The 11,923-nt window shown below is 72.5% G+C and carries 11 protein-coding genes and 1 pseudogene; 6 read left to right on the top strand and 6 right to left on the bottom strand.

Features of this window, described 5'->3' with window-relative positions:
* Positions 1–641 (bottom strand): annotated as a pseudogene (locus ACFTZL_RS30965) (Toxic cation resistance protein); the annotation flags it as partial.
* Between the two features lie 280 nt (positions 642–921).
* Between ACFTZL_RS30965 and ACFTZL_RS30960 the strand changes: the two are divergent.
* Positions 922–3,039 (top strand): PhoX family protein, encoded by a 2,118-nt coding sequence (locus tag ACFTZL_RS30960; RefSeq protein WP_382589234.1) that lies wholly within the window; start codon positions 922–924, stop codon positions 3,037–3,039.
* A gap of 21 nt (positions 3,040–3,060) precedes the next feature.
* Here ACFTZL_RS30960 and ACFTZL_RS30955 read toward each other — a convergent pair whose 3' ends face one another.
* Complete coding sequence (locus tag ACFTZL_RS30955) at positions 3,061–4,020, bottom strand: LysR family transcriptional regulator (protein WP_382589231.1); 960 nt, start codon at positions 4,018–4,020, stop codon at positions 3,061–3,063.
* Between the two features lie 171 nt (positions 4,021–4,191).
* Here ACFTZL_RS30955 and snpA point away from each other — a divergent pair, with 171 nt between their 5' ends.
* Positions 4,192–4,851, top strand: coding sequence for a snapalysin (gene snpA / locus ACFTZL_RS30950; protein WP_382589229.1), 660 nt, complete (start codon positions 4,192–4,194; stop codon positions 4,849–4,851).
* On the opposite strand, the gene ACFTZL_RS30945 is transcribed toward snpA, so the two are convergent.
* Both ACFTZL_RS30945 and ACFTZL_RS30940 read right to left on the bottom strand, forming a co-directional pair.
* Complete coding sequence (locus ACFTZL_RS30945; RefSeq protein WP_382589226.1) at positions 4,848–5,873, bottom strand: endonuclease/exonuclease/phosphatase family protein; 1,026 nt, start codon at positions 5,871–5,873, stop codon at positions 4,848–4,850. The genes snpA and ACFTZL_RS30945 overlap by 4 nt on opposite strands.
* A gap of 43 nt (positions 5,874–5,916) precedes the next feature.
* Entirely contained in the window at positions 5,917–6,744 is an 828-nt protein-coding gene (locus ACFTZL_RS30940; RefSeq protein ID WP_382589223.1) for an alpha/beta fold hydrolase, read from the bottom strand.
* A gap of 79 nt (positions 6,745–6,823) precedes the next feature.
* On the opposite strand from ACFTZL_RS30940, the gene ACFTZL_RS30935 reads away from it, so the two are divergent.
* On the top strand, positions 6,824–8,179 hold the full coding sequence (locus ACFTZL_RS30935; protein WP_382589220.1) for a PLP-dependent aminotransferase family protein: 1,356 nt from the start codon (positions 6,824–6,826) through the stop codon (positions 8,177–8,179).
* Here the strand turns inward: ACFTZL_RS30935 and ACFTZL_RS30930 are convergent.
* Positions 8,085–9,044, bottom strand: coding sequence for a hypothetical protein (locus tag ACFTZL_RS30930; protein ID WP_382589217.1), 960 nt, complete (start codon positions 9,042–9,044; stop codon positions 8,085–8,087). The two genes, ACFTZL_RS30935 and ACFTZL_RS30930, sit on opposite strands and share 95 nt — an antisense overlap.
* Positions 9,045–9,147: 103 nt before the next feature.
* Positions 9,148–9,588 carry a hypothetical protein gene (locus ACFTZL_RS30925; RefSeq protein ID WP_382589214.1) on the bottom strand — a complete coding sequence of 147 codons (441 nt, stop codon included), beginning with the start codon at positions 9,586–9,588 and terminating at the stop codon, positions 9,148–9,150.
* A 171-nt stretch (positions 9,589–9,759) separates the two neighbouring features.
* Here ACFTZL_RS30925 and ACFTZL_RS30920 point away from each other — a divergent pair, with 171 nt between their 5' ends.
* The 3 genes from ACFTZL_RS30920 to ACFTZL_RS30910 form a co-directional block, all read left to right on the top strand.
* Positions 9,760–10,821: a hypothetical protein gene (locus ACFTZL_RS30920; RefSeq protein WP_382589211.1), complete on the top strand. Its 1,062-nt coding sequence runs from the start codon at positions 9,760–9,762 to the stop codon at positions 10,819–10,821.
* A gap of 106 nt (positions 10,822–10,927) precedes the next feature.
* Positions 10,928–11,281 (top strand): hypothetical protein, encoded by a 354-nt coding sequence (locus ACFTZL_RS30915; protein ID WP_382589208.1) that lies wholly within the window; start codon positions 10,928–10,930, stop codon positions 11,279–11,281.
* A gap of 4 nt (positions 11,282–11,285) precedes the next feature.
* Positions 11,286–11,923 (top strand): caspase family protein (locus ACFTZL_RS30910; RefSeq protein WP_382589205.1); only part of this gene is annotated, 638 nt, incomplete at its 3' end.

Raw genomic sequence — 11,923 nt, 5'->3', positions numbered from 1 at the left:
GCCACCGCCTTCTCGGCGACCGCCGGCTCATCGACGACCGTCGGCTCTTCCGTGACAGCCGCCTTCTCGGCGACCGCCGGCTCATCGACGACCGTCGGCTCTTCCGTGACAGCCGCCTTCTCCGCGGCCGTCGGCTCCTCGGCGACCGTCGGCTCTTCCGCGACAGCCGCCTTCTCCGCAGCCGCCGGCTTCTCGGCGACCGTCGACTCCTCGACAACCGCCGGCTTCTCGGCGACCGTCGACTCCTCGACAACCGCCGGCTCCTCCGCGACCGCCGCCTTCTTTGTGGCCTCCGCAACCGCCGGTTCCTCGGTGTCCTGGGCCTCCTCCGTCTCCGCAGAGCGCGTCGGACGAGGGACCGCCGCCACCTTGTCGAAGGCCTCGGAGACCAGGTCGTGTTCGTTGGGGGAGGAGGTGCGGGGTTCGGGGACGCTTGCTGTGGGGGAGGGGGTCTGGCGTTCGCCGGAGGCGGTCGGGGGCTCCTGGGCGGGTACCTGGCCCCGGGGCGTCGATGTGTCGGCCGGCGGCGTTGCCGTCGGCTCCTCCGTGGTCGTCGTCGGCCGCGCCGCACCCTCCGCCTCGGCGGTCCGTGCCTTGCGTGACCGTCCGAACGCGTTCCGCAAGAGAGTGAGAATGCCCATGTGCGCGCAACCCTTCGCGTGAGTTGAAGCCCGTCAATCCCTGGCCAGGACGGACACGTAAGGTTAGCGGCCCTCCTGTGTGATCTTGGGCAGGGTCGGGTGTGCGAGGTCCTCGCTGTCAAGGGGGACATCCGGCCTGCCAAGGTGACGCGGTGCTGAATCGCCGCAACTGCCGCACGGCCGCCGCAGGTTCACCCGCAGTTCATCCAGGCGCCCGGCTCCCGCACATATGCGCTCCTACGGTCACGCTGACACCAAGGGCATCCAAGGAGAGAGCAAAGTGCGAAAGCTGCTGCCGTTGATCGGAACGCCGTCCGGTTCGCACCCTGGCGGGCGCTCCGCCATGACCTGTCGTTTCCGGTGTGGTGACGCCTGCTTCCACGAGGTGCCCAACACCAGCTCCAACGAGTACGTCGGTGATGTGATCGCCGGTGCGATCGGCCGCCGGTCGATGATGCGGGCCGCGGCCGTGGTGACCGTGGCCGCCGCGGGGGCGGGTGCCGTGGGCGTCGGGCAGGCGCAGCCTGCCGGTGCGGCACCGGCATCGGCATCGGGATCGGTGCCGGGAACGGCATCGGCAGCGGACGCCGCCGCCGCGGCTGCCCGGCGTAAACACAAGGGCGCTCGCGGGCTGCGCTTCGCGTCGGTCGCGCCCAACACCACCGACGCCGTGACCGTGCCGGACGGGTACGGGCAGAACGTCGTCATCCGCTGGGGCGAGCCCATCCTGCGCGGGGCGCCCGCCTTCGACCCGGAGAAGCAGACCGCCAAGGCGCAGGCCGGGCAGTTCGGGTACAACTGCGACTTTCTCGCCCTGCTGCCGTTGCCCGGGGAGCGGAACCGGCAGCTTCTCGTCGCCAATCACGAGTACACGGACGAGGTGCTCATGTTCCGCGGCTACGACGCCGCCAACCCCACCCGTGAGCAGGCCGAGATCGCCTGGGCTGCCCATGGGCTGTCCGCCGTCGTCGTGGAAGGGGATCGGAAGACCGGGAAGCTCACCGCCGTCTCGCGGCATCAGCTCAACCGGCGCGTCACCGTCACCACCGAGTTCCGGCTGACCGGGCCCGTCGCCGGGTCGGAGCTCGTGAGGACCTCCGCGGACCCGACCGGCACCAAGGTGTTCGGCACCCTCAACAACTGCTCGGGCGGTGTCACCCCGTGGGGCACGACCCTGCACGGCGAGGAGAACTTCAACCAGTACTTCGGCAACGCGAGCCGGGCCACCGACAAGCGGTACGGCATCGGCACCGGGGCCACCGAGCGGAAGTGGGAGCGGTTCGACAAGCGGTTCGATGTCGCCCAGGAGCCGAACGAGGTGCACCGGTTCGGGTATGTGGTCGAGTTCGATCCCTATGACCCGGATTCGACGCCTCGCAAGCACACCGCGCTCGGGCGGTTCAAGCACGAGGCCGCGACCGTGCGGCTCACGCAGGACGGGCGGCCCGTCGTGTACTCCGGTGACGACGAGCGGTTCGACTACTTCTACAAGTTCGTCGGCAGCAAGCGGATGCGCCACGGGTCCTCGCGTGCCGTGCGCGAGCACAACCTCTCGCTGCTCGACGAGGGGACGCTGTACGTCGCCAAGCTCACCGGTGACTCCCCCGCCCTCGAGATCGACGGCACGGGCAAGCTGCCCGGCGACGGTGAGTTCGACGGGAGCGGGCAGTGGATCCCGCTGGCCACCGCCACCGCGAAGGGTGCCGTCTCGCACGTGGACGGGATGACCGCGGAGGAGGTGTTCGTCTTCACCCGGCTCGCCGGTGACAAGGTGGGCGCCACCAAGATGGATCGGCCCGAGGACATCGAGCCCAACCCGGTGACCGGCAAGGTGTACGTCGCGCTGACGAACAACACCAACCGTGGTGTCGGCTCCAACGCCAAGGCGGACGAGGCCAACCCGCGCCACGCCAACAAGCACGGGCACGTGCTGGAGCTCACCGAGCGCTGGAACCGGCCGGAGAGCACGAAGTTCGCCTGGTCGCTGTTCCTGGTCGCCGGTGACCCGGACGACCCGGCGACGTACTTCGCCGGGTTCCCGAAGGACGGCGTCAGCCCGATCTCCTGCCCGGACAACGTCGCCTTCGACCCCTACGGCAACCTGTGGATGTCCACCGACGGCGCCCAGCTCGGCTCGCACGACGGCCTGTTCGGCGTGGCGACCCGGGGCGAGCGGCGCGGTGAGCTCAAGCAGTTCCTGACCGTGCCGAAGGGCGCCGAGACCTGCGGTCCGATCATCCAGGACCGGCGCGTCCTCGTCGCCGTGCAGCACCCGGGCGAGATCGACGGCGCGTCCGTGGAGAAGCCGGCCAGCACCTGGCCCGACGGGCCCGGGAAGTACGTCCGGCCGGCGGTCGTGGCCGTGTGGCGCGCGGACGGCTCCGACATCGGCGTCTGAGCCGCCGCACGTTCAGGAGGATCAGGGGAGGGCCGGGCTCGGCGGTCGGTGCGGTCCGTCGGGTACCGGCCACTCCCGGGCCGGCCACTCCCGGTACGCCGGTGCCTGCCGCGCCACCTCCCCGTAGGCCTCCTCCAGCGCGGGGTAGACGCGGGCCAGGGCCGTCTCCGTACGAGCCGCGACGAGCAGCCGTACGCCGAGAGGGTCGCCTTTGAGACGTCGTACCGCCATGTCGGGGCGGGGGGTGCGGGTCGGCTGGCACACGGTGACCACCTCGCCGGTCGCGACCAGGGCGTCGGCCGTGTGGTAGTCGCCGTGCAGCACGTGCGGGCTGACGTCGGCGGCCCGGAACATCCGCTGGACGGCGTCCCATTCGCCGTCGACCGTGGGGTCGATCATCCAGCGGTCGCCGGCCAGGTCGCTCAGGTCGACCTCGGGTTTTCCGGCCGCCGGATGGTCGACGGGCAGTGACACGCACTGCGGCTCGCGTTCGACCAGGACACGCAGCCGGAGTTCCGCGGGGATACGCAGCGGGCAGCCCTCCACCTCGTGCACGAAGGCGACGTCGAGCTGGCCGTCCACGACCATGCGGAGCAGGGCGTTGGCGGAGACGTTCATATGGAGGGTCGGGTTCTGGCCGTGCGTGCGCAGGCGGCGCAGCCAGCCCGCCAGGGCCTTGCTCGCCGTCGAGCCGATACGGAGCTCGGTGCCGCCGGCCGCCGCCGCCCTCGTCTCGACCACCAGCAGCTGCATCTCGGCCAGCAGGGGACGGGCGCGGCTCAGGACCAGGCGGCCCAGCGGGGTGGGGCGACAGCCGGTGTGGGCGCGCAGGAACAGCGGGCCGCCGAGCTCCTGCTCGATGCGGCGCAGTTGTGTGCTCAACGATGGCTGGGCAACGCCCAGGTGCCGGGCGGCACGGTGCAGACTGCCGGTGTCGGCTATGGCGCACAGCGCGCGGAGGTGCCTCACCTCGAGCTCCATGCTCCGTGAGGCTAAAGCGGAATCGCTTCGCTAACCAGCCACATAATTCACCGCTAAAGCATGTGAATTGGGCAGCCAATAGTTCTGTCCTATCCCTGGTTGCCATCATCACAGGCGCCGCACAGGCATCGAGACTCACCGGTGACGACTCACCCCCACCAAGGAGTCTCGATGCGAAAGTCCATGTCCTCACTGGCCGTTCTCGGTCTCGGCCTCGCGACGGTCGGCTTCGGTACAGCGGTTCCCGCCGCTGCTTCCCCGGTCGCGGCCCCGCACGCCGGGTACGTCGCCAAGTCCGCCGACTCGGACGCCAGTAAGGCGTTCTTCCAGGCCGTCCTGAAGTCGGTCGCCGAGAAGCGTGCCGCGAACCCGAGTGCCACCGCGGCCGTCACCGTCGTCTACGACGCGTCCCGCGCGCCGACGTTCAGCTCCCAGATAGCGCGCAGCACCCAGATATGGAACGGCGCGGTGTCGAACGTGAAGCTCCAGTCGGGGTCCGCCTCGTCCGCCGACTTCAGCTACAGAGAGGGCAACGACTCCCGAGGCTCGTACGCCTCGACCGACGGGCACGGCAGCGGCTACATCTTCCTCGACTACAGGCAGAACCAGCAGTACGACTCCACGCGGGTCACCGCCCACGAGACCGGCCACGTCCTCGGTCTGCCCGACCACTACTCGGGCCCGTGCAGCGAGCTGATGTCCGGTGGCGGGCCCGGCACGTCCTGCACCAACGCCAACCCGGACGCCAATGAGCGGGCCCGGGTGAACCAGCTCTGGGCCAACGGCTTCGCGGCGGCGATGGACAAGGCCCTGGAGAAGTCCGGCCGCTAGGACCCGCCGGACCCACCGGACCCAGGGCGCTGATGAAGCGTCAGTTCAGTGATCACCGACCGATGATCCGTGTCGGCCAACTTCAGCACGCGGGTGTCGCGGGCCGCGAAGTCCCGCGACACCAGCACATGGTCGATCTGGGCGCCGAGCGTCGGCGCGGTCAGGGTCGGCCAGGTGGCCGTGCGGTCGGCGCCGTCCAGGCGGGCGGCGTCGCGCAGTCCGGTGTCGAGGATGCGGCGGAAGGCGGCGTGGTCCTGGGAGGCGTTGAAGTCGCCGGCCAGGACGAGCGGGGTGTCGCGGCCGGTGGCGGCCGCGGCGCGCAGGGCGCCGAGCTCCCGCTTCCAGAGGCCCACCTGCCCGGGCAGCGGGGGCATGGGGTGGGCGAGCTGGAGCCGTACGGCGTGCCCGTCCACGTCGGCGATCGCCCCGGGCATGCCCATGGTGCCGCGGACGCCCTCGGTGGGCCGGAGCGGGAAGCGGCTGAGGATGGCGGAGCCCTCGGAGCCGCCGCCCTCGACGGCACGGCGGTGCGGGTAGTCCTGCGAGAGGTCCTTCTTCAGCCGCGCGTCACACTCGTAGTCGCACTCCTGGACGAAGACGATGTCCGGTTTCTCGCGGCGGACGGCGGCGACCAGGGAGCCGGTGCCCTGCCCGAACTCGACGTTCGAGGTCAGCACGCGCAGGTCGGCCACCGGGCGGCCGGCGGGGTCGTCGACCTTGCCGTACGGCTCGATGAACCAGGCCAGCAGGCCGAGCACGGCGACTCCCCAGGCCGTTCCGAACCACCAGCGGGACCGCAGGGTGAGCAGCAGCGCCAGGCCGGTGGGCGCGAGCAGCCAGGGGAGGAAGGCGAGGAGCTGCGGGACGGGTGTGTTGCCGTCGCTGTCGGCGGTCCGGAAGCCGACGACCACGCTCACCCCCGCGAGCAGCAGGCCGGCGAACCACGCGCCGCACCCCCGTCCGGGCGGGCGGTGCTCCGGCCCGTCGTCCGTGGCGGTCCACTCGGCAGCGGCGGTGTTCACAGGCCGGCCTTCCGTTCGCGGGGTGGTTCGCCCGCATCCTCCCTCAAAGACGGGGTGGCGCGGAGGAAGGTTGCCGAGCGTCGACCCGGGCCAGGAACTCCCCCAGCGCCTGATCGAACACGTCCCGGCGTTCCAGATTCGGCATGTGGGCCGCGCCGTCGATGATGTGCAGCGCCGAGTCCGGGAGCGCCGCGTGCATGGCCAGGGCGTCGGAGACCGGTGTGAAGGTGTCGTCCGCTCCCACGACGACCAGGGCCGGGACGGAGACACGGGTCAGCAGGTCGTCGTAGCCGGGGCGCCGGGCGCGGGCGCGCAGGGCGGCGGCTGCGCCCTCGGGAGCGGTGGCGGTCATCATGCCGTGGACGTGTGCCTTGACCTCGGCGGGGGCGTACGGGGCGACCATCCGCTCCAGGACCTCGTCGGCGTAGCCGCGCATGCCCTCCGCCAGGAGGCGGTCCGCCATGGCGTCGCGGGTGCGGACGCCCTCCGGGGTCTCCGCCGACGGGAAGGTGTCCGCGAGGACCAGGCCGCTGACGCGCTCGGGGAACAGGCGGTAGCAGTCCATCGCGATCTGGCCGCCCATCGACAGGCCCGCGAGGACGAACGACTCCACCTTCAGCTCGTCCAGCAGGGCTTCGATGTCCCGGGCGAAGCCGGAGAAGTCCGTGAGCGCGGGGGTGACGGGAGAGGCGCCGTAACCGCGCAGGTCGGGGGCGATGACCCGGCGGTCCGCCGAGAACGTCTCGAGCTGGGGGGCCCACATCGTGCGGTCGAAGGGGTGGCCGTGGACGAGAACCAGGGGAACCTTGGGGACAAGCGGCTGCCGGGCGGTCACGGGGCCTTTGTCCTCGTATGCGAGGAAGGGTGCCATGGAGACGACCCTAGGCCGCCCAACTACTCGGTGCAATAAGATCTTTGCTCTCGGTGCAATCCAAGGGGGAGGCCGACCGATGGGTGACTACCGACTGATCGCCGACAGGATCGCCGACGACATCGCCACCGGACGGCTCCGGCCCGGTCAACGGCTGCCGCCGCAACGGGCGTTCGCGCGGCGCCGCGGGATCGCCCCGTCGACGGCAGGCCGGGTGTACAGCGAACTCGTACGGCGCGGCCTGGTCGTCGGCGAGGTCGGGCGCGGCACCTTCGTACGGGCCGGACCGACGGGACCGGCGGGGCAGGCGCTCGCCGAGCCCGGCCCGGCCGACGCCCCCGTCAACCTGGAGCTCAACTACCCCAGCGCGCCCGGCCAGCCGGAGCTGCTCGCCCCCGTCCTCGCGCCCCTGCTGCGCCCCGACGTGCTGGCCGAGGCCCTGCTGCCGGCCGCCGCCACCGGCACCCCGCAGGCCCGGGAGGCCGCGGCCGCCCTCCTCACCACGCCCGGCTGGCGCCCTGCCCCCGACCGGCTGCTGTTCACCGGCAACGCCCGCCAGGCCATCGCTGCCGTCCTGGCCTCCCTGGTCCGGCCGGGCGGCCGGGTCGGCGTGGAGCAGCTCACGTATCCGCTGGTCAAGGAGATCGCGGCCCGGCTGGGCATCACCCTGGTGCCGCTGGCCGGTGACACGGCCGGGCTGCTCCCGGAGGCCGTCGCGGCCGCGCACCGTACGGCACCCCTGTCCGCCCTGTACGTGCAGCCGACGCTGCACAATCCGACGTCCCTGACGACGAGCCGGACACGGCGGCTGCAACTCGCCCAGTTGATCCACCACTTGAACCTCCCGATCGTGGAGGACCGCATCTGGTCCTTCCTGCACGGGTCGGGTGAGCGGCACGGGGCCGGTGATCCCCTCGCCGCCCATGCCCCGGCCCTCGCCCATGTCGTCGACGGGCTCTCCAAGCGGGTCGCCCCCGGGCTCACCGTCGGGTTCCTCGTCGTGCCGCCGCAGCGGGTCGCCGCCGTGGCCGACGCCGTGCGGTCGGGCGGCTGGAACGCGGGGCGGTTCGCGCTGGAGGCGGCCGTGCGCTGGGCCGCGGAGGGGACGGTGGCACGGCTGGTCGAGGCCAAGCGCGCCGACGCGGTGCGGCGGCAGCGGATCCTCGCCGAGGAACTCGCCGGCTTCGCCGTACGGTCCGACCCGCGCGCCTACTTCGCCTGGTGGGAGCTGCCCGCCCCCTGGCGCGCCGACACCTTCACGGCCGCCGCCGCGGCCCACGGCATCGCCGTCACGCCGGGCCCCGCCTTCGCGGTCGCCCCCGGCCACACCCCCGACGCCGTCAGGCTCGGGCTCGCGTCGGCTCCGGAGGGGGATCTGCGGCGGGCGCTGCGGACGCTCGCCCGCGTCGCCGCGCGGCGAGGCACCGGCCTGTGAGCCACGAGCCGAGCGCCACCGTCAGGCCGAGGACGAGCAGCAGCCAGGACACGGTGCGCAGGGTGGTCGTGAGGGCGTCGTAGACCGCGCCCGCCGCCGGTCGGTGGAGTGCGTCGGGCAGGTCGGCGAGGGTGAGGCGGCGGCCGATCGCGACGGCGAGGACCAGCAGCCCGCCGCCCAGGGCCGTGCCGAGGCCGAGGGCGGTGACCGCACGGCGGCGGCAGGCGGCGACGGCGATCCCGGCGACGGCCAGGACGGCGGCGGCGAGCGGCAGCCAGAAGGCGGCGGTGTCCAGCACGTGGTATCCCCTGCGCAGTCGGTCCACGTCCCCGGCCGGGAGCACCGGGACCCGGGCGTGTGTGACCGGGATGCGATGGGCGAACGACACGTGGTCGTCCTCGAGTTGGCGTTTGACCCGGGCGACGACCGGCGCGAGGTCGACGGTGACCTCGGCCGCGTGCGCCTTGTCGTCGCGTAGGGCGTGCAGCACGGCGGCGTGGACGGCCTGGTTCGCCGCGTCCCAGGCGGCGCGGAACGCCTCGGTGCGGGTGAAGGAACGCGCCGCGTCGTGCACGAAGGGCCCGACCGCGCCGCGCAGGGAGCCGGTGTCGAGCTCGTGCCCGGCCTCCCGCATGATGCCGTCCCCGACGGCGTCCGCGACCGCGAGCTGCACATCCGGGTCGGCGGCGAGCGGCGCCATCGTACGGACGTAGCGGCTCGTGTCGGTCAGCCCGTGCGCCGCCCAGGACGCGAGCGCCCCGAACGGCACGAGCAGGCACGCGAGGACCAGCAGAACGGCCGACAGGGCGTTCCGCAGTCGTGGGGGCGCCTGCTCGGGTACGGGCGCCCGGTCGAGCTCGGGCACCCCTCCAGGCAAGCCGCCACGGGCCCGCCGCGCGCGCGGTGTGACTGCAATCGGCCGCACAAGTCAAGCCGAAAGGGCGCACCCACGGGACGACCGGACCCGGTCAGCCGATGCGGCGGCCCGTGGCGTCCTCGTGCGTGTAGTAGCGGTAGAACATGGTCAGCAGGACGCCCGCCCCGGCCGCCATGCCCAGCCACATGGACCACAGCACGGACAGGCCGGACTGGCTGATGAGGAAGCCGGTCGCACAGCCCGTGAAGGCGAACCAGAGCGCCGCGTGCAGTTCGCGTCGCAGCATCGGGCCGAGTTGCCACACGGCGGCGAACAGCACGGCGAACACGAGCGCGGTGACGAAGCCGAACAGCAGGTTCCAGCCCGTGATGGGCCCGCCGTAGCGCCGGTTGGCCGCGGCCCAGTAGCCGTAGACGAGCCCGAGGGCGACGGGCACCGCGACCTTCGCCATGGCGTGGGCGCGCGGGCTGAAGACATCGGGTGTACGGCGCCGTAGGGCCACCTCGCGTGAGGCGGGTGCCGCATGAGCCATGAGAGCGCTCCTCTCTCCCTGCCCCTGCCTACCAGGGCACACCTGCGGGGGGCCGCTGGCAAGTCGGGGGGCGAACCACCCGAAGGCGGACGTTTGCGGTCCTGATCGCCCCCTTTGCAGCCGCAGAGGTTACGGTGCTGCCGTACGTGATCGACCGGGGGAGGGGAAGAGATGCCCGGAACCGTGCTGCTGCTGGCGGCCTCGCCGCTGGGCAAGGGGCGCCTGGTGGACGCCGCCTCCGTGCTCCCCGTCCTCGCCGCCGTGCCGCCCCATGTGCTGTCCGGGACGGACACCGCGAACGTCGTGGAACTCGCCGACCCGCTGGAGCCGCAGGCCGTCCTCACCCGGCTCCGCGCCGCCGCCACGGCCCCCGGCCCGCTCACCGTGTACGTCACCGGACAGCTCCAGCTCGACCGCAAGCAGCGCCTGCCGCATCTCGCGCTGGCCCGCACCACGGCCCCGACCGTGCGCTACACGGCCTTCCCCTGGCACTGGTTCCGGGAGGAACTGCGGCTCAGACCCGCCGGGGCGACCACGCTCGTGCTCGACCTGCACGCGGACGCCGAGACCTGGGAGCTGCTGCTGAGCACCCCCCTGGACTCGGGCCGCGGCACCGCCGTCCACGGGCGCATCGCACCACCGCCGTCCCGGCGCACGGTCGCCGCACCGGCGTACATGAAGGCCGTGGCGACGATCCTGCGCAGCGGGTTCCGCCCGCCGCCGGAACAGTTGCACCAGCAGGCGCTGGCCCGGATCGCGCAGGAGAGCGCCGGCCGGGACATCGTGGTGAGCGAGCGGGGGCCGGTGAGCGGCGATCCGCACACCGCCATCACCGCCGCCGTCCAGTCCGGCCGGCACCAGGACGCGGACGCGCTCGCCGCCCGGCACGAGCAGGCCGCCGTGGTTGCGCACGGACCCGCCTCCGAAGAGGCCCTGCACTGGGCCGAGGTACGGGCCGACCTGGCGATGTTCGCCGGGGACGCGGCCCGGAGCTGCCGCACCTGGCTGTCGGTGGCCACCGCCCGGCTGAACGCCGGGCAGGCGGTGGACGCGCCCGCCGTCGAGTCGGCCGTCGACCGGGCCCACCACCAGTGGGGCCAGATATCCGACTCCGCGCAGGCACGTGAACTGGGGTTCGGACTCGCCGAGTTGCGCGGCCGGGTGCCCGGGCGGCGCGAGGGGGCCCTGGACCACGTCCAGCGGCAGCTTCGCCAGCTTCAGACCCAGGGCTGAGCCGCGTGCGCCGTGTGCGCGTGGCGTGAAAGGGGCGTGCAATCGCTTTCGCGGGTCGTGTCAAAGGTCTGCCCCGGGGGCCTGACCCGGTGTCATGATGTCGGGTATGACAGAGGGGGACGAAGTGGCTGTCTTAGGCGTACGCGTCCGGCTGGGTGACGGCGCGACCGTGGACGATGTCAGAGCCCTGCGGGCATGGCTGGAACGGGACGAGCCGCTGGAGCAGTTGCTCTCCGCCGGGAAGCTGCGTATCGAGGAGCGGACCAGCACGGACGGGCCCAAGGGGCGTCTGGGGCCCGACATCGAGCTCGTCCTCCAACTGCTCGGTGACCTCGCGACGGTCGTGGCGCTGACCGAGTACACCAACCGCGCGGTGAAGACCTGGAAGAACAACCGCCGCAGGCTCCACGGCGGCGAACCCGAATCGGAGATCCGTCCGCTGGGCTCCGACGGCGAGTAGCCCGGTGACCCGCTTCGACCCGCGCGGCCGAGCGAACCGGGCGCTGCTCGTCGGCGTGTCCGAGTACGACCACACAGCGCCGGATCCGCAGGGCGTGACCGGCCAGCTCCCCGCCGTGCGACACAACCGGAAGACACTTCAGGACGCCCTGAACCGCAGCGGGGTGTTCGGCGCGGGCGAGGTCAGGGTGCTGGCCTCACCGTCCGAGGAGGACTTCACGGGCGAGCTGCGAGGCGCCGTGCGCGAGGCCGAGGGCCTGCTGCTGCTCTACTTCGCCGGGCATGCCGTCGTGAACACGTCCGGCGGCGAGCTGCACCTCCAGATGCGCACCGCGCGGGTCGTCGCGGGCGGGCTGCCCGGCGCGGTGAGTTTCGCCCAGGTGCTGGGCGAGATCTGCGTCGCCCAGAGCCGCGCCGAGAAGGTGCTGGTGATCCTGGACTGCTGCTACGCGGGCCACGCGGCGGGGGTCTGGCACCGCTTCCCCGATCCGGAGGGGAACAAGGAGAAGGTCCTGCTCCTGATGAGCGTCCAGCCCAACCGCTGCATCCTGGGCGGGGACGCCGACGTCGCGACGCCGTTCACCCGGGAGGTGGCGGAGGTTCTCGCCGGGGGCGGGGAGGTGTCGCTCTCGGAGCTGTATGC

The organism is Streptomyces sp. NPDC056948 (assembly GCF_042674225.1).
Classification (GTDB): Bacteria; Actinomycetota; Actinomycetes; order Streptomycetales; family Streptomycetaceae; genus Streptomyces; species Streptomyces purpurascens.
The sequence above is the reverse complement of the archived record's forward strand: the minus strand, read 5'-3'. Positions and strand labels throughout refer to the sequence as shown.

Bases quoted from the DNA above. Each gene is read 5' to 3' on its own strand.
- ACFTZL_RS30920 (WP_382589211.1), top strand. From the start codon at position 9,760: ATGCCCGGAACCGTGCTGCTGCTGGCGGCCTCGCCGCTGGGCAAGGGG.
- ACFTZL_RS30955 (WP_382589231.1), bottom strand. From the start codon at position 4,020: ATGGAGCTCGAGGTGAGGCACCTCCGCGCGCTGTGCGCCATAGCCGAC.
- ACFTZL_RS30940 (WP_382589223.1), bottom strand. From the start codon at position 6,744: ATGGCACCCTTCCTCGCATACGAGGACAAAGGCCCCGTGACCGCCCGG.
- snpA (WP_382589229.1), top strand. From the start codon at position 4,192: ATGCGAAAGTCCATGTCCTCACTGGCCGTTCTCGGTCTCGGCCTCGCG.
- ACFTZL_RS30915 (WP_382589208.1), top strand. From the start codon at position 10,928: ATGACAGAGGGGGACGAAGTGGCTGTCTTAGGCGTACGCGTCCGGCTG.
- ACFTZL_RS30935 (WP_382589220.1), top strand. From the start codon at position 6,824: ATGGGTGACTACCGACTGATCGCCGACAGGATCGCCGACGACATCGCC.
- ACFTZL_RS30925 (WP_382589214.1), bottom strand. From the start codon at position 9,588: ATGGCTCATGCGGCACCCGCCTCACGCGAGGTGGCCCTACGGCGCCGT.